At 63.5% G+C, this 16234-nt stretch carries 20 protein-coding genes, 1 tRNA gene and 1 other RNA gene; 14 read left to right on the top strand and 8 right to left on the bottom strand.

The features are described from left to right. Nucleotides 1-36: 36 nt before the first annotated feature. The gene (rpsD, locus tag ACQY6T_RS06925; RefSeq protein WP_428629793.1) at nucleotides 37-648 is read right to left on the bottom strand and encodes a 30S ribosomal protein S4; all 612 of its coding nucleotides are present in this window, start codon (nucleotides 646-648) and stop codon (nucleotides 37-39) included. Between the two features lie 213 nt (nucleotides 649-861). On the opposite strand from rpsD, the gene ACQY6T_RS06920 reads away from it, so the two are divergent. Then, nucleotides 862-1176, top strand: coding sequence for a chorismate mutase (locus tag ACQY6T_RS06920; protein WP_428629791.1), 315 nt, complete (start codon nucleotides 862-864; stop codon nucleotides 1174-1176). Between the two features lie 51 nt (nucleotides 1177-1227). On the opposite strand, the gene ACQY6T_RS06915 is transcribed toward ACQY6T_RS06920, so the two are convergent. The 6 genes from ACQY6T_RS06915 to rpiB are packed head-to-tail and all read right to left on the bottom strand — an operon-like array spanning nucleotide 1228 to nucleotide 4661. Further along, nucleotides 1228-1455 carry a hypothetical protein gene (locus ACQY6T_RS06915; protein ID WP_428629789.1) on the bottom strand — a complete coding sequence of 76 codons (228 nt, stop codon included), beginning with the start codon at nucleotides 1453-1455 and terminating at the stop codon, nucleotides 1228-1230. A 33-nt stretch (nucleotides 1456-1488) separates the two neighbouring features. Further along, entirely contained in the window at nucleotides 1489-2217 is a 729-nt protein-coding gene (locus ACQY6T_RS06910; protein ID WP_428629788.1) for an RNA methyltransferase, read from the bottom strand. Continuing rightward, nucleotides 2214-2678: a transcriptional regulator NrdR gene (gene nrdR, locus ACQY6T_RS06905; RefSeq protein WP_428629786.1), complete on the bottom strand. Its 465-nt coding sequence runs from the start codon at nucleotides 2676-2678 to the stop codon at nucleotides 2214-2216. Before nrdR ends, ACQY6T_RS06910 begins: the two co-directional genes overlap by 4 nt. Nucleotides 2679-2681: 3 nt before the next feature. Further along, nucleotides 2682-2900, bottom strand: coding sequence for a hypothetical protein (locus ACQY6T_RS06900; RefSeq protein ID WP_428629784.1), 219 nt, complete (start codon nucleotides 2898-2900; stop codon nucleotides 2682-2684). A 4-nt stretch (nucleotides 2901-2904) separates the two neighbouring features. Continuing rightward, a complete protein-coding gene (glyA, locus tag ACQY6T_RS06895; protein WP_428629783.1) occupies nucleotides 2905-4212 on the bottom strand; it encodes a serine hydroxymethyltransferase in 1308 nt (435 codons plus the stop codon). Continuing rightward, on the bottom strand, nucleotides 4209-4661 hold the full coding sequence (rpiB, locus tag ACQY6T_RS06890; protein WP_428629781.1) for a ribose 5-phosphate isomerase B: 453 nt from the start codon (nucleotides 4659-4661) through the stop codon (nucleotides 4209-4211). The genes glyA and rpiB overlap by 4 nt, the downstream gene beginning before the upstream one ends. Nucleotides 4662-4772: 111 nt before the next feature. On the opposite strand from rpiB, the gene ACQY6T_RS06885 reads away from it, so the two are divergent. Beyond that, nucleotides 4773-4937, top strand: coding sequence for a hypothetical protein (locus ACQY6T_RS06885; RefSeq protein WP_428629780.1), 165 nt, complete (start codon nucleotides 4773-4775; stop codon nucleotides 4935-4937). A gap of 37 nt (nucleotides 4938-4974) precedes the next feature. Here the strand turns inward: ACQY6T_RS06885 and ACQY6T_RS06880 are convergent, their stop codons facing one another. After that, nucleotides 4975-5631, bottom strand: a complete 657-nt coding sequence (locus ACQY6T_RS06880; protein WP_428629779.1) for an alpha/beta hydrolase — start codon at nucleotides 5629-5631, stop codon at nucleotides 4975-4977. Between the two features lie 139 nt (nucleotides 5632-5770). On the opposite strand from ACQY6T_RS06880, the gene ACQY6T_RS06875 reads away from it, so the two are divergent. The 12 genes from ACQY6T_RS06875 (at nucleotide 5771) to ACQY6T_RS06820 (ending at nucleotide 16159) form a co-directional block, all read left to right on the top strand. Next, on the top strand, nucleotides 5771-6862 hold the full coding sequence (locus tag ACQY6T_RS06875; protein WP_428629777.1) for a cysteine desulfurase family protein: 1092 nt from the start codon (nucleotides 5771-5773) through the stop codon (nucleotides 6860-6862). Further along, the gene (locus ACQY6T_RS06870) at nucleotides 6859-7197 is read left to right on the top strand and encodes a 2Fe-2S iron-sulfur cluster-binding protein (RefSeq protein WP_428630392.1); all 339 of its coding nucleotides are present in this window, start codon (nucleotides 6859-6861) and stop codon (nucleotides 7195-7197) included. Before ACQY6T_RS06875 ends, ACQY6T_RS06870 begins: the two co-directional genes overlap by 4 nt. A 27-nt stretch (nucleotides 7198-7224) precedes the next feature. After that, on the top strand, nucleotides 7225-8043 hold the full coding sequence (locus ACQY6T_RS06865; protein ID WP_428629775.1) for a c-type cytochrome: 819 nt from the start codon (nucleotides 7225-7227) through the stop codon (nucleotides 8041-8043). Nucleotides 8044-8087: 44 nt separating this feature from the next. Continuing rightward, an RNA gene (gene ffs / locus ACQY6T_RS06860) (signal recognition particle sRNA small type) lies at nucleotides 8088-8185 on the top strand. A gap of 43 nt (nucleotides 8186-8228) precedes the next feature. Then, nucleotides 8229-9956 carry a DNA polymerase III subunit gamma/tau gene (locus ACQY6T_RS06855; protein WP_428629773.1) on the top strand — a complete coding sequence of 576 codons (1728 nt, stop codon included), beginning with the start codon at nucleotides 8229-8231 and terminating at the stop codon, nucleotides 9954-9956. Then, entirely contained in the window at nucleotides 9953-10288 is a 336-nt protein-coding gene (locus ACQY6T_RS06850) for a YbaB/EbfC family nucleoid-associated protein (protein WP_428629771.1), read from the top strand. The genes ACQY6T_RS06855 and ACQY6T_RS06850 overlap by 4 nt, the downstream gene beginning before the upstream one ends. 214 nt (nucleotides 10289-10502) lie before the next feature. Continuing rightward, a complete protein-coding gene (gene lon, locus ACQY6T_RS06845) occupies nucleotides 10503-12899 on the top strand; it encodes an endopeptidase La (protein ID WP_428629770.1) in 2397 nt (798 codons plus the stop codon). A gap of 167 nt (nucleotides 12900-13066) precedes the next feature. Continuing rightward, entirely contained in the window at nucleotides 13067-13339 is a 273-nt protein-coding gene (locus ACQY6T_RS06840) for an HU family DNA-binding protein (protein ID WP_088441614.1), read from the top strand. A gap of 160 nt (nucleotides 13340-13499) precedes the next feature. Beyond that, nucleotides 13500-13574, top strand: a tRNA-Val gene (locus ACQY6T_RS06835). A gap of 87 nt (nucleotides 13575-13661) precedes the next feature. Beyond that, nucleotides 13662-13970 (top strand): PepSY domain-containing protein, encoded by a 309-nt coding sequence (locus ACQY6T_RS06830; RefSeq protein ID WP_428629768.1) that lies wholly within the window; start codon nucleotides 13662-13664, stop codon nucleotides 13968-13970. A gap of 116 nt (nucleotides 13971-14086) precedes the next feature. After that, nucleotides 14087-14749: a response regulator transcription factor gene (locus ACQY6T_RS06825; protein ID WP_428629766.1), complete on the top strand. Its 663-nt coding sequence runs from the start codon at nucleotides 14087-14089 to the stop codon at nucleotides 14747-14749. A gap of 105 nt (nucleotides 14750-14854) precedes the next feature. Further along, the gene (locus ACQY6T_RS06820) at nucleotides 14855-16159 is read left to right on the top strand and encodes a sensor histidine kinase (protein WP_428630391.1); all 1305 of its coding nucleotides are present in this window, start codon (nucleotides 14855-14857) and stop codon (nucleotides 16157-16159) included. The last annotated feature ends 75 nt before the right edge of the window (nucleotides 16160-16234 follow it).

Below are 16234 nucleotides of genomic sequence, written 5' to 3'. Positions count from 1 at the left end.
GGGCCGCCTCCATGTTTCGTGCGATGAACCGCTTGATTAGCGCGAATAGAATTCGACGACCAGGTTCGGTTCCATCTTCACCGGATAGGGGACTTCGTCGAGCGTCGGGACGCGAACGTAAGTCGCCTTGGTGCCGTCGATCGCCAGATATTCCGGCAGGTCGCGTTCGGGCAGGCTCTGCGCTTCGGCGACCAGCGCCATTTCCTGCGCCTTTTTGCCCAAGGTCACTTCGTCACCCGGCTTCACCAAGCGGCTGGCGATGTTGCACTTCACGCCGTTTACATAGACGTGGCCATGGCTGACCAGCTGGCGCGCCGAGAAGATCGTCGGGGTGAATTTCGAGCGATAGACAACCGCGTCGAGGCGGCGTTCGAGCAGACCGATCAGATTCTGGCCGGTATCGCCCTTCATGCGCGACGCTTCGAAATAGTTCTTCTTGAACTGCTTTTCGGTGATGTCGCCGTAATAGCCCTTCAGCTTCTGCTTCGCGCGCAGCTGAATGCCGAAATCGGACACCTTGCCCTTGCGGCGCTGACCATGCTGACCGGGGCCATATTCGCGGCGGTTGACCGGGCTCTTCGGGCGACCCCAGATGTTTTCACCCATCCGGCGGTCGAGTTTATACTTGGCGCTATGGCGCTTCGACATATGTCGTCTCCAACTTGCTGTGTGCCGAAGAATTTCGGCGTGTCCCGGGTCGCACCATATGGGCAAGAGCCATATGCGACCGCCGCTTCACCGGGGTGCGGGGTCCATTGCGAAGGCGCGCGGTTAGACGGGGAGGGGGGCAAAGTCAAGCGTTGCGGCCCCGCGTGGACGCGTCGCTCGACAGCATCGCAAAAACCGCTAAAGGCAGCGCGCATGACCGCTGCCAAATCTCCCGAACGCTGTGAAACGATGACTGACGTGCGCGCCGGTGTCGATCAGGTCGACCGCGAACTGGTCGCGCTGTTGGTCCGCCGTTTCGGCTATATGGACGCCGCCGCGCGTATCAAGACCGACCGCGCCAAAGTGCGCGATGAAGCACGCAAGGCCGAAGTGCTCGACAATGTCGCGCGCGAAGCCGCCGCCGCCGGGCTGGCTCCCGAACGACTGCGCGCGGTCTGGAACGAACTGGTCGAACAATCGATCGCGCATGAGGCGATCGAATGGGATCGCGTCCGCACCGGCCGCTGAACCGGTTGGGGCCGCCGTCGCCGCACAGGGCCGCGACGGCGCGCGTCGGATTTACTTGTCGTTATTCAGCCGTTTGTTGATCGAGTCCGCCTGACGGTCCCAATCTTCCTGCGTGCGGCATTCGCGCTCGGGCAGGCGGCTGCCGGTGTCGGCGATCCGGCGACATACCAGCTTCGGTTTGGTCTTTTCGGGCTTGGCAGCGGTTTCGGTGGCCGGCGGGTTGGTTGGCGCTTCGGCCGTCGCTGTAGAAAGAGCTAGCGAAATCATCAGGGTCAGCATGGATTATTCGACTCCAGGGAGGGATGGCCCCCGTTATCGCGGTCGAGCCGTTCTGCCAAGACTGGTTACGATCCCGTGCATCATCCTGATATCATTGTGCGACCAACCGGTTTTGGTGAGCGCGGTGCGGAGCGTTCGCAACGTCGCTTCGGTCCGTTCGGGCGGTACAAAATAGCCACTGGCATCGAGGTCGCGCACCAGATGCTGGATAAACTCCTCGAGTTCGGCGTGGGGCGCGACGGGATCAAGCGGCACTTCGGGTGGGCTCGCCAGCGCCTGTCCCTTCGACCATTCATAGGCCAGCAGGATCACCGCCTGCGCCAGATTGAGCGATGCGAATTCGGGGTTGATCGGTACCGTGACGATAGCATGCGCCAGCGCGACATCGTCGGTGTCGAGGCCTGATCGTTCGGCGCCGAAGACATAGGCCGAACGGGCGGTACTGGCATGCACCGCGCGCGCTGCCGCTTCGGGGGTCAGGACCGGTTTGGCCACGCCGCGTTTCCGCACGGTGGTGGCATAGATGGTGGTGCAATCCGCGACCGCTTCGGCCAGGCTGCCAAACACTTGCGCTTTCGCCAGCACAATATCGGCACCTGCCGCCGCCGGACCGGCATCGGGATTGGGCCAGCCATCGCGCGGGGTAACGAGGCGCAATTCGGTCAGACCGAAATTGAGCATCGCTCGCGCCGCCTTGCCGATATTTTCGCCAAGCTGCGGACGGACCAGAACGATGACCGGGGGCGGGGCCGCGTCGGTCAACTCTTGTGCGCCGCCTCGGTGACCGAGGACGCGAATTCCTCGAAATCCTTGGCTTCGGTAAATTCGCGATACACGCTGGCAAAACGGATGTAGGCGACGCTGTCGAAACCCTTCAGCGCCTCCATCACCATCGCGCCGATCTGCGCCGCCTGCACCTCGCTGTCGCCCGAGGTTTCCAGCTGGCGCTGGATGCCCGACACCAGCCGCTCGATCCGTGCGCTGTCGATCGGGCGTTTGCGGCAGGCGATCTGAATGCTGCGCATCAGCTTTTCACGGTCGAAGGGCTCGCGGCGGCCATCGGCCTTAAGCACGCCGACTTCGCGCAACTGGATCCGCTCAAAGGTGGTGAAGCGCGCGCCGCAATCCTCGCACTGCCGCCGCCGCCGGATGGCTGCGTTGTCTTCGGTCGGACGGCTGTCCTTCACCTGACTGTCTTCATGGCCGCAATAGGGGCAACGCATGGGTCAGCGACGGACCCGCATCAGCAGCGCGATGGCTGCACCCGCGAACAGCCCAACGGGCCAGGTGATGGCGTCCAGCAACAGCCCGACGAACGCGCCGATCGCGCCGCCGATCAGTACCGGGCGGGTGGAGGGATGGGCGATGCCTTGCCGACTCATCGCCTTGATCTCTTCGATAGTCACTTCGACCAGCGTCGGTTCTTCGGGATGCTGCCGTGCCATATTCTCAACCCTGATAAATGGGGAAACGTTCGCACAGTGCGCGGACGCGGCCACGCACATTCGCTTCGACGTCGGCATCGCCGTGCTCGCCCTTGTCGCGCAGCGCTTCGAGCACGTCGGCGACCATGTCGCCAATTTCCTCGAACTCGGCGATGCCGAAGCCGCGCGTGGTGCCGGCGGGCGAGCCGACGCGGATGCCGCTGGTCTTGACCGGCGGCAGCGGATCGAACGGCACGCCATTCTTGTTGCAGGTGATTGCGCTGCGTTCCAGCGCCTCGTCGGCATCGCGGCCGGTGATGCCTAGCGGGCGCAGGTCGACGAGCGCCAGATGGGTGTCGGTGCCACCCGCGACGATGTCGGCGCCGCGCGCCTTCAACCGCGCGGCCAGCGCCTGCGCATTGGCGACCGTGGCCTTGGCATAGTCCTTGAAATCGGGACGCAGTGCTTCGCCGAACGCGACGGCTTTGGCGGCGATGACGTGCATCAGCGGGCCGCCCTGAAGCCCCGGGAAAACCGCCGAATTGATGCGCTTGGCGATCGCTTCGTCGTTGGTCAGGATCATGCCGCCGCGCGGGCCGCGCAGGGTTTTGTGCGTCGTCGTGGTGACGACATGCGCGTGCTGCAACGGCGAGGCGTGGACGCCGCCAGCAACGAGCCCCGCGAAATGCGCCATGTCGACCATCAGCAGCGCACCGACATCGTCGGCAATCTGCCGGAAGCGAGCGAAATCGAGGGTGCGCGGATAGGCCGAGCCGCCCGCGATGATCAGCGAGGGGCGATGTTCCTTGGCCAGTGCTTCGACCTGATCGAAATCGACGAGATGATCGTCGGCGCGGACGCCATATTGGATCGCGTTAAACCATTTGCCCGACATTGCGGGCGGCGCGCCGTGGGTCAGGTGGCCGCCAGCGTCGAGGCTCATGCCCAGGATCGTCGCGCCGGGCTTGCTCAGCGCCAGCATCACAGCGCCGTTCGCCTGCGCGCCCGAATGTGGCTGGACATTGGCATAGCCGCAATCGAACAGCTGCTTCGCGCGGTCGATCGCGAGGGTTTCGACCTCGTCCGACGGCGCACAACCCTGATAATAACGGCGGCCGGGATAACCCTCGGCATATTTGTTGGTGAAGACGCTGCCCTGCGCTTCGAGCACCGCTTTCGAGACGATATTCTCGCTAGCTATCAGTTCGATCTGATAGCGCTCGCGTTCGAGTTCGTGCTTCATCGCCGCCGCCACCGCGGGATCGACGGTGCCGACGCCATCGGTGAAATAGCCAGCCGATTTGATAGGCTTGTCGAGCGTGTTTGTGGTCATCGGCTGGTCTCCAGTTGGGGCGGATTGGACAGTTTGTCGACGCGGCGCGCATGGCGATCGCCGGCGAATTCGGTGGCCAGGAAGGCGTTGAGGCAGGCCTTGGCCATATCGATGCCGGTCAGCCGCGCACCCATTGCGATGACGTTGGCGTCATTATGCTCGCGCGCGAGTTTGGCCGACAGCGGTTCGGACACGAGCGCGCAGCGCGCGGCAGGGTTGCGGTTGACCGAGATTGAAATACCGATGCCCGATCCACACAGCGCCACGCCGCGGTCCGCGCGTCCGTCGGCAATCGCTGCGGCAAGGGCGTAGCCAAAATCGGGATAATCGACGCTGTCGGGGCCGTTGGTGCCCAGATCCTCGACCGCATGTCCGGCGTCGCGCAGCCAGTCGGCAAGCGCGGCCTTGAACTCGAAGGCGGCGTGGTCAGAGGCAATGGCGATGCGCATCGGCGCGCTCCCGCTTGAGGAAGGGAATCGATGAGCGCGCTTTAGGCGAAGCGGTGCGGCTTGGCCATAAGCGAGGTGGCAAATTTGTGACGCGGCCGATAAAGCGCCTCCATGTCCGACACGATCATCTCTATCCTGATGCTGACAGGCGTCCTTCTGACCGGCGCCGCCGTCTATGTCTTTCGCAGGGGCGACCGCCACCGCGCGCTGTTAATGCTCGTCGCGGCGCTGGTGATGTTCGCCAATGTGGCGATCTGGCTGGTGCCGGTTACATAATCCTCCCCATCGCGCTGCGAAAGGGAGGACCCGTTTGTCAGCGGATCGGCGAATCCGGCGCGAGCCGCATATCCAGATAGTTATCGAGCGACTTCATCAGCTGGTCGAGCTCATGCTCGAAGAAGTGGTTGGCGCGCGGGATCTCGTCATGATGGATCGTGATGCCCTTTTGCGTGCGCAATTTGTCGACCAGTTTCTGCACCGCGCTCGGCGGCACGATTTCGTCCTGGCCGCCAGCGACGATGATGCCCGACGAGGGGCAGGGCGCGAGAAAGCTGAAATCATACATGTTCGCGGGCGGCGCGACCGAAAGGAAGCCGCGGATTTCAGGACGACGCATCAAAAGCTGCATGCCGATCCACGCGCCAAAGCTGAAGCCCGCGATCCAAGTCGTCTGCGCTTCGGGATGGATCGACTGCACCCAGTCGAGCGCCGAAGCAGCATCGCTGAGTTCGCCGATGCCGTTATCGAACGTCCCCTGGCTGCGGCCAACGCCGCGGAAGTTGAAGCGGAGCACGGCAAAGCCGCGCGCGACGAAGCTCTTGTACATCGCCTGCGTGATGCGGTCGTTCATCGTGCCGCCGCCCTGCGGATGCGGGTGGAGGATCAGCGCGACCGGCGCACGCGGGCGCGGCGGGGGCGAAAAACGGCCTTCGATGCGGCCCTCGGGGCCGGTAAAAATCACGTCGGGCATGGGAGCACCTCTTATCTTTTTGAGCTCACGGCCGAATCGCCGGACGGCGGGGTGGCGGAGCGAAGATGGCGCCTATATAGAAATTGGGTAGCAAGTTGCAACTTTTGCGAATCGCTCGCAATAAGGATCGTTTCACGCGATGATTTACCTCGATTACCAAGCCACGACGCCGCTCGCCCCCGAGGCGCGTGCGGCGATGTTGCGTTGGCTTGAGGGGCCGGGTGAGGGTGACAGCTTTGCCAACCCGTCGAGTAGTCATAAGAGCGGGCGCGCAGCGGCGGCGGCGGTTGAGGTGGCGCGCGATCAGGTCGCGGCGCTGTTGCCGAAGGGTGGCCGGGTGTTCTTCACCTCGGGGGCAACCGAGGCGCTCAACTGGGCGCTGTTGCGTGGTGCCGAGGTAATGCCCGGTGGCGTCGCGGGCCTGAGCATCGAACATGCGGCGTCGCTGCAATGCCTCGAACGGCTGAATGCGACGGTCTTGCCGGTTGATGGCGCGGGGCTGGCGTTGCCGCCGGACGCCGACCTGGTCCCCGAACACGGCATCGTCGCGACGATGCTGGTGAACAACGAGGTGGGAACGGTCCAGCCAGTCGCCGATTATGCCGCCGCGGCGCATGCGAAAAACAGCCTGCTGCTCTGCGATGCTGTGCAGGGATATGGCCGCGTCGCGATCCCTGAAGGCGCGGACCTGATCGCGCTGTCGGCGCACAAGATTCACGGGCCAAAGGGCATCGGCGCGCTATGGATCAGGGACGGGGTCGATCTGCCGCCCCTGATGTTCGGCGGCGCGCAGGAACAGGGTATGCGATCGGGCACCGTCTCGCCGGCCCTGTGCGCCGGGTTCGGCGCCGCCGCGGCGCTGGCAGGCGAGCGGTTCGATGCCGATGCCGCGCATGTTGAGCAATTGTGGGGCATCGCGCTGGATATGCTGTCCGAATGGACGATCAACGGGGACACCGAGCGGCGCTACCGCGGCAATTTGAACGTCCAACGTGAAGGGGTGAACGGCCTGCGCCTGATGTCCGACGCGCGCGACGTCGCCTTTTCACTGGGCAGCGCATGCGGTAGCGGGTCGGGCAAGGTCAGCCACGTGCTGCGCGCGATGGGGGTCAGCGAAGCCGACGCTCGGGCTTCGATCCGTCTCGGCTGGGGGCGCTACACCAGCGAACAGGATCTTCGCGCGGGACTGGACGCCATCACGGCCGCCGCCCGATTACAGGGGGTCAACTGATGCGGATCACTTTTATCCATGCCGATGGCAAGGGCCGCACCGATGCTGATGCTGAACCCGGCGCGATCCTGCTTGATGTCGCGCAGGCGCATCTCATGCCGCTGGAAGGGACGTGCGAGGGGCAGATGGCGTGTTCGACCTGCCATGTCATCGTCGCCAAGGAAGACTTTGACCGCCTGCCGCCCGCCACTGAGATGGAAGAGGATATGCTGGACCTGGCCGCCGGGGTACGCCGGACGAGCCGGCTGGCTTGCCAGATATTGCTGACCGAGGCGATGGACGGCCTGACCGTCCACCTCCCCGGCGAAAGCCGGAACATGCAGGGGCCGCGGTGACCTGATCGACGAAGGGGAAGAGCGAGCATGAGGCAGTTGTGGGCATTCCTGATCGTAACGCTTAGCCTGACCGGGTGTGACAAGGTCGCCACCGCGCCCGATTCCGAACCGCCGGCCGCCTTCGCTCGCTTGTCCGCCGATCCGGTCGATCATGGCGCCCGGGTGGCCAGCGTCCTTGGCTGTACGGGCTGCCACGGCGATAATCTTGCCGGACAAGATTGGAGCGATCCCGAGTTTGCAGCGATGTGGACGTCAAACCTCAGCCGCCTCGTGCCGGCAATGACCGACGCGCAGCTGACGGCAGTCATCACCGGCGGGAAGCGGCCCGACGGGTCGGTTCTGTGGGGCATGCCCTCGCACTTGTTCACTCAATTGGCGGCAGAGGACATGGCGAGCCTGCTGTCCTTTCTGCGCAGCAAGCCGCCAGTGGGCGAAATGCATCCCCGGCCGGTGTTCAAGGCGCTGGGACAAAAGGAAATAGCCGAGGGGCTGTTCAAATCATCCCCGGTCGACGTCGCCGAACAGGGCGGACTCTGGCCCCCCGACGTGGGTGCCAATCATGCGCTGGGCCGCTATATCGCCCGCGCGACGTGCGCGGAATGTCACACGATGAGCCTGCGCGGGGGCACACCTTATCCGGGCGCCGAACGGCGCCCGGACCTGCGGATCGCGGCGGCCTATGACGGAGCGGCGTTCAATCGCATGCTGCACACCGGCATTGCGCCCGGCGAGCGCAAACTGAAACTGATGGGCGAAGTCGCGCGCGGCCGGTTCAAGCATTTTAGCGATACAGAAATCGCGGCGTTGTTCGGCTATTTGCGCGCGGTGGCCGCGAAAGACCCCTGACGCTGCACCGGCTTGCATTTCGGCACAGTCGCCGCCATATGCGCCGCGGGAGTCGGGCGGACGTGGTCTTCGCCAACCCGGTCAGGTCCGGAAGGAAGCAGCCGCAACGAATTCGCCGCGGGTCGTTCCGGCTCCCACCCATTTCCCCCTTCGACAATGTTGCAGCACCTGCCTAAGACAGGGCCATGAGCGATTCCGCCGACGACGAACCCCCGATGCTGGGAATGGACCTGCCCGAGGTGACGCCGCAGGCTTCATCCGGCCCGTACCGCGTTCTGGCGCGCAAATATCGCCCGCAAACCTTTGCCGAACTGATCGGACAGGACGCGATGGTCCGTACCCTGGGCAATGCGATCGCGCGCGACCGGCTGGCGCATGCGTTTCTGATGACCGGGGTGCGCGGGGTCGGCAAGACATCGACCGCGCGGCTGATCGCCAAGGCGCTGAACTGCATCGGTCCTGATGGACAGGGCGGGCCGACCATCGATCCGTGCGGCGTGTGTGAACCATGCCGGGCGATCACCGAAGGGCGCCATATCGATGTCATCGAAATGGACGCCGCGTCGAACACCGGCGTCGACGATGTGCGCGAGATTATCGAGGCAGTGCGTTATGCCGCGGTGTCGGCGCGCTACAAAATCTACATCATTGACGAAGTGCATATGTTGTCGCGTAACGCATTCAATGCGCTGCTGAAAACGCTCGAGGAACCGCCGCCGCACGTCAAATTCCTGTTCGCAACCACCGAAGTCAACAAGGTGCCGGTGACGGTGCTGTCACGCTGTCAGCGCTTCGACCTCCGCCGCATCACTCCCGACATGCTGTTTTCGCATTTCAGCTCGATCCTTCAGAAGGAGGGTGTCGAGGCCGAGGCGCCGGCGATCTGGCTGATCGCCAATGCCGCCGAAGGCTCGGTGCGCGATGGCCTGTCGATCCTCGATCAGGCGATTGCGCATGCGGATCTGGATGGTGGCGGGATGATCGGCGCGGCGCAGGTGCGGGTGATGCTGGGCCTTTCGGACCGATCGTCGATCGGTCAGTTGATGGCGACGATCCTGGAGGGCGATGCGGGCGCGGCGATCGATCTGACACGCGGCCAATATGCGCTCGGCATTGAACCCGTCGCGATGGTCCGCGGGCTGATGGACCTGACGCATGCGGTGACGCTGGCCAAAGTGTCGCGCCACGACGATCCGGCGCTGGCCGAGGCTGATCGCGAACGTATCGGTGACTGGGCGCAAAAGCTGGGCTTCGCACCGCTCAACCGTTTGTGGCAGCTGCTGATCAAAGGCCATGACGAGGTGCTCCGCGCGAATAATCCGCTCGAGCATCTGGAAATGCTGCTGCTTCGCGTGATTTATGCCGCGTCGATGCCCGACCCCGGCGAGCTGGCGAAGCTGCTCGAATCGGGACGAGTGCCGACGATGCCGCTGGCAGCTTCGCCCGCCTTTGCAACGGGGCCGGACGTCGCCGCGGCCGCGCCGGTCGCGGAGGCTGAACCCGTGGCAGAGGCCGCTGCCGCCGCAGAGATTCCGGCGACGTCGCTGACGATCGCCCAGATTCACCAGCTACTCGAAGCCAGCGGCCATCACCGGCTCGCGGTCGAGGTTCATGATCATTTGCGGGTTATCGAGCTCGAACCCGGTCAGCTCGTTTTTGCGCCGGTCCCGGCACTGTCGGCCTCCTTTCCCCGCGACCTGGGCGATGCACTGCTCGCCGCCACAGGCAGCCGCTGGCATGTCCGCGCTGGCGAGGGCGGTGCCAGACCCAGTCTGGGCGAGGTCCGCGCCGCGACGGTTGCGGACAATGACGCGCGAATCCGCGAACTGCCGTTGGTAAAGGCCGCGCTGGCTGCTTTTCCCGACGCAAAACTTGAACAGCCCGGCGACAACCGCCATAAGTCCAACCCATGAAATCGATCGAAGAGATGATGAAGGCGGCGCAGGAAGCCGCCGCCACGGTGCAGGCCCAGATGCAGGAGGCGCAGGCGAAGCTCGACAGCGTCGAGGTCGACGGCGTTTCGGGCGGCGGCCTGGTGCGGATATTGGCCAGCGCCAAGGGTCGCATCAAGTCGATTGCCATCGACGACAGCCTGATGGTGCTGTCCGACAAACAGATGCTCGAGGATCTGCTCGCCGCGGCGTTCAATGATGCGCGCGAAAAGGCCGACACGGTCAGCAACGAAGAAATGGGCAAGATGACGAGCGGCCTGTCACTGCCCCCGGGTTTCAAGCTGCCTTTTTGATTCAAGGTGTCATCGCCGCAAAGGCGCGACCGTCGTCGTTTTACGCGGCAATGCAGGATTGTGCCGACCTCGGCCCCCTGACGTCGGCGGGGCGACGTTTTCCTTCCCGTTCAGCACAGCGACATTGAATGCGTGTGAAGTTACGCCATATTAGCGATGAACACCCTATAAGAAGGGCGGTGCGTTCGTTCGTGACGCCCGTCCAGGAGCCGTAATGACGCAATCCTTTCCCCTGCTGCCGCTGCGTGACATCGTCGTTTTCCCGCATATGATCGTTCCTTTGTTCGTTGGTCGCGACCGCTCGGTTGCCGCGCTCGAAACCGCGATGGAATCCGACAAGGAAATTTTCCTCGTCGCCCAGCTTGATCCGGGTGAGGACGACCCGCAGCGCGAAGATTTGTACGACGTCGGCGTGATCGCCACGGTGCTGCAGCTGCTCAAGCTGCCCGATGGCACCGTCCGCGTCTTGGTCGAGGGCAAGGAGCGCGCCAAACTGGTTGCGCTGTCGGCCGATGACAAGACCGTGATGGCGACCGTGAAGCCGATCGACGATACCGTGGACGATAGCGTCGATACCGCGGCCTTGATGCGGTCGGTAGTCGACCAGTTCGAAAATTATGCGAAGCTCAACAAGAAGATGCCCGCAGAAACCGCGGTCCAGCTGTCGCAGATCGACGATGCCTCGCGCCTCGCCGATTCGGTGGCCGGCAATCTCAACATCAAGGTGTCCGACAAGCAGACGTTGCTGGTCGAAGATGCGCCGTCGAAACGGCTCGAAATGGTGTTTGCCTTCATGGAGGGCGAGCTGGGTGTGCTGCAGGTCGAAAAGAAGATCCGCGGCCGCGTGAAGCGCCAGATGGAAAAGAGCCAGCGCGAATATTACCTCAACGAACAGTTGAAGGCGATCCAGCGCGAGCTAGGCAACGACAATGGCGAGGGCGGCGACGACCTGACCGAACTGCAGCTGAAGATCGACAGCCTGAAAATGTCGAAGGAAGCCAAGGCCAAGGCGCAGGCCGAGATGAAGAAACTGCGTGGGATGGCGCCGATGTCGGCCGAGGCGACGGTCGTGCGCAACTATCTCGACACGCTGATCGGCCTGCCGTGGGGCAAGAAATCGAAGTTGAAAAAGGACATTGCGGCGGCGCAGGCGGTGCTCGACGACGACCATTATGCGCTGGAAAAGGTCAAGGACCGGATCGTCGAATATCTGGCGGTGCAGGCGCGCACCAACAAGCTGAAAGGCCCGATCCTTTGCCTTGTCGGTCCGCCGGGCGTCGGCAAGACCAGCCTAGGCAAATCGATTGCCAAGGCGACGGGGCGTGAATTCATCCGCCAGTCGCTGGGCGGCGTGCGCGACGAGGCTGAAATCCGTGGTCATCGCCGCACTTACATCGGCTCGCTGCCGGGAAAGATCGTCACCAACCTGAAAAAGGCGGGGACGATGAATCCGTTGTTCCTGCTCGACGAGATCGACAAGCTCGGCCAGGATTTCCGCGGCGATCCGGCGTCGGCGCTGCTTGAAGTGCTCGACCCCGAACAGAATGCGAAGTTCCAGGATCATTATCTGGAAATCGACATCGACCTGAGCGACATCATGTTCGTCACCACGGCGAACTCGTTGAACCTGCCGCAGGCGCTGCTCGATCGCATGGAGATCATCCGCCTCGAAGGCTATACCGAGGACGAGAAGGTCGAAATCGCCAAGCTCCACCTGATCGCCAAGCAGGTCGAAGCGCACGGTCTGAAGGACGGCGAATTCACGCTGACCGACGAGGCGCTGCGCGACTTAATCCGCTATTACACCCGCGAAGCCGGTGTCCGTACGCTCGAGCGCGAGATCGCGCGTCTGGCGCGCAAGGCGCTCCGTCGTATCCTCGAAGGCAAGGCCGAAAGCGTTACGGTCACGCCGGAAAACCTCAACGAATTCGCCGGCGTCCGCAAATATCGCCACGGCATGGGCGATCTGGAGGACCAGGTCGGCGCCGTTACCGGGCTCGCATGGACCGAGGTCGGCGGCGAGTTGCTGACGATCGAGGCGGTCACCGCGTCCGGCAAGGGCCAGGTCCGCACCACCGGCAAGCTGGGCGAAGTGATGACCGAATCGGTGCAGGCCGCGCTCTCCTTCGTCAAGGCGCGCGCGCCGGCCTATGGCATCAAGCCCAGCCTGTTCGCGCGCAAGGACATCCACATCCATCTTCCCGAAGGCGCCGTACCAAAAGATGGCCCATCGGCGGGCGTCGGTATGGTGACAGCCATGATTTCGACGCTGACCGGCATTGCCGTACGCAGCGACGTCGCGATGACAGGCGAAGTTACGCTTCGGGGCCGGGTATTGGCGATCGGCGGGCTCAAGGAAAAGCTCCTTGCGGCGCTGCGCGGCGGGATCACGACGGTGCTGATCCCCGAAGAAAATGAAAAGGATCTGGTCGAGATTCCGGCGAACATCACCAGCGGATTAAAGATCATCCCGGTCAGTCATGTCGACGAGGTTCTGGCCGTGGCGCTGGTCAGCCCGGTGGTGCCGATCGAGTGGACCGAGGCCGACGAACTGGCCGCTTCGCCGCCGTTGACGCCGGGATCTGACCCCGAGCCGACGATTCGCCACTGACCCCGGTTGCCGGACGCGGTGCGAGCCCGCTTTTCGTCGCAAAAACGTCGTTTTGCGACGATTTTCGGCCTTTTTTGCTTTGACAAGGCAGGGCTAAACGGCGTTAGTGACGCCCCATGGCGCAGCCATGAATCATTTAGCCAATCATACACAGGGGTTCCTTAGGCATGAACAAACAAGACCTGATCGCCGCCGTCGCTGACTCGAGCGGCCTGACCAAGGGTGACGCGAGCAAAGCCGTCGAAGCCGTTTTCGAAGCGATCACCGGGTCGCTGAAAAAGGGCGGCGAAGTGCGTCTCGTTGGTTTCGGTACGTTCGCCGTCAGCAAGCGCAAGGCATCGACCGGTCGCAACCCGCGCACCGGCGAAACGATGACCATCGCGGCGTCGAATCAGCCCAAGTTCAAGGCCGGCAAGGCGCTCAAGGATGCCGTCAACTGATCGGCAAGGCCTTTGGGTGAAAACAATCTGGGCCGCGGCGCAAGCTGCGGCCCGATTTGCATCTGGCCGATGCTTTCATCGAAATCGCCGTTGCATTCATCGGCGCAGCGGCTATGGCCGTCCGGCTTTCGGGCGTCGGCCAGCCGGTCGGGCCCGGGACGGGCGCGTAGCTCAGTGGTAGAGCACACCCTTCACACGGGTGGGGTCGCAGGTTCAATCCCTGCCGCGCCCACCATGACCGGGTCGGACATCGCGGAAACGATACCGCGCCTGACCGGGCCATTCATCGCCTATTCAATGCCTTCGCATTAGAGAGACGGCCATGATCCGCACACTGACCTTTTCGCTCATCTCGGCCCTGCTACTCCCTGCCGGCGTTCCCGCGGCCGCGCGCGGCAATCGCGATCAGGACAATTTGCGCGAGGCGGCGGCGCAAGGGCAGGTCATTCCGCTCAACCGCCTCGTCGCCGACGTGCGGTCGCGCGCGCCCTATAGCGAGATGACCTATCTGGGTGGGCCGCAGTTCGACGCAGGGCGGATGATTTATGCGCTGAAATTCATGGACGGCAGCCAGGTCGTCGTCGTGTATGTCGATGCCCGCACGGGCCGGATCGTTGGCCGAAAACCCTGAAAGTCTCAAATCGCTGACGGTCCGGGCGCAACGACATTTTGCGATGATCGTTCGGACTTGATACAGAGTCGAAATATGCGGCCGGTTTCACCGGTCAGCAAAGGAAAGGCGTCCGAATGCGCATCTTGATTGTCGAAGACGAACCCACCCTCGGCCCCCAGCTGAAGGCGACGTTGGAAGGCGCGGGTTATGCCGTCGATCTGGCGACCGACGGCGAGGACGGCCATTTCCTTGGCTCTACCGAAAATTACGACGCCGCCATTCTCGACCTTGGGTTGCCCGAGATCGATGGCTTGACGGTGCTCGACCGCTGGCGCCGCGAAAAGCGCAATTTCCCGGTGTTGGTGCTCACTGCACGCGATAGCTGGTCGGACAAAGTCGCCGGGCTCGACGCGGGTGCCGACGACTATCTTGCGAAACCGTTCCAGACCGAGGAGTTGATCGCCCGCCTGCGTGCGCTGATCCGCCGCGCCGCGGGCAATGCTTCGAGCGAACTGACGGCAGGCGACGTCCGGCTCGATACCCGTTCGGGCCGGGTGACGTTGGCGGGAGAGCCGGTCAAGCTTACCGCCCAGGAATATAAGCTGCTGTCGTACCTGCTCCATCACAAGGGCAAGGTCGTGTCGCGCACCGAATTGATCGAACATATTTACGATCAGGATTTCGACCGCGATTCGAATACGATTGAGGTGTTTGTCACGCGCATCCGGAAAAAACTGGGCGCCGACATCATCACGACGATCCGCGGCCTCGGTTACCAGCTCGACGATCCGCAATAATTTATGGCCGAGGCCGAAGTCGCCCCGGCGGTCGCAACAGACACGGACGCGGCGGCAAAACCGGCGGCGCTGACCAGCCGCATCACGGGTTCGCTGGCGCGGCGTATGATCGCGATTGCGGCGCTGTGGATTTCGGTGCTGCTGATTGGCGGCGGTTTCGCGCTCGACCGGGTGTTGACCGGAGCGATCACGCGGAATTTCGATTCCAGCCTCGAATATGTGCTGATCGCGATGATCCGGTCGTCGGAAATCGGCCCCGATGGCGAGGTGCGGCTGGTCGAACCGCTCGGCGACCAGCGCTTCCTTGAACCGTATAGCGGGCTGTACTGGCAGATCAGTGGCGGCGCGCAGGAACCCTATCGCTCGCGCTCGCTCTGGGAGCGTTCACTGAAAGCGCCGACGCCGCATATCGACGACCAAATTCATACCTATGACAGCAACCAGTTTCCAGAAGAGGAACTGCGCGTTCTGGAACGCAACGTCATCCTGCCCGGCAGCAAGGTCAATTGGCGGTACCAGATCGCCCAATCGCGCGAGGCGCTTGATGCGCAGGTGGGTGCAGTGCGGCAGACGTTGATTCCCAGCCTGGCGCTGCTTGGCCTTGGCCTGATCATCATGGCGGCGCTCCAAACTTTCTATGGTCTGTGGCCGCTGCGCCACATCCGCCGCGCGATCGCAGCGATGCGGGGCGGACAGAACCGCCGCGTCGACGCGCCTTTGCCGTTGGAAGTGCAGCCGATGGTGGACGAATTGAACGCGTTGCTGGCGCATAACGAGAAACAGGCCGAGGAGGCCCGGCTCCACGCCGGTAATCTGGCGCATGCGCTGAAAACGCCGCTGACGGTGCTGCTTAACAGCGCGACCAGCCAGACGTCCGAGCTCGCCGATACGGTGCGGCGCGAGGCCGCGACGATGCAGCGACAGGTCGAACATCACCTAGCCCGCGCCCGCGCGGTCGGGCGCCGCGGCGCCGCTCAGGCGCGCGCGAACGTTCGTGAAAGCGTCGACAGCGTCGCCCGCGCGGTGGCGTTGCTCTATCCCGGGGCGCGGCTCGATGCGGCGGGTGATAAACAGCTGATCGCGCGGGTTGAACGCCAGGATCTTGACGAACTGATCGGTAATCTGCTCGAAAATGCCGCGAAATATGGCGGTGGCAGTGTTTTCGTCACCATCCAGCGCGACGGCGCGATGGCCGAAATATTGGTCGAAGATGACGGCGCGGGCATTTCGCCGGCCGATCGCGAGCGCATCTTCGACCGCGGGGTCAGGCTCGACAGCGGCAAACCGGGCACCGGGCTGGGACTTGCGATCGTCCGCGACGTGGCGGAAATCTATGGCGGCAGCATCGCGCTTGAGGAGAGCGAGGATCTGGGTGGGCTGTTGGTGCGGTTGCGGTTGCCGGCGGGGTAAGGCGGGTGACTGGGTTGGGGTGGGGAGCTGCCCTCATATCTTCGTCACCCCGGACATGATCCGGGGTCCATGCGG

It is taken from the genome of Sphingopyxis sp. (assembly GCF_965279725.1).
GTDB lineage: Bacteria > Pseudomonadota > Alphaproteobacteria > Sphingomonadales > Sphingomonadaceae > Sphingopyxis.
The sequence above is the reverse complement of the archived record's forward strand: the minus strand, read 5'-3'. Positions and strand labels throughout refer to the sequence as shown.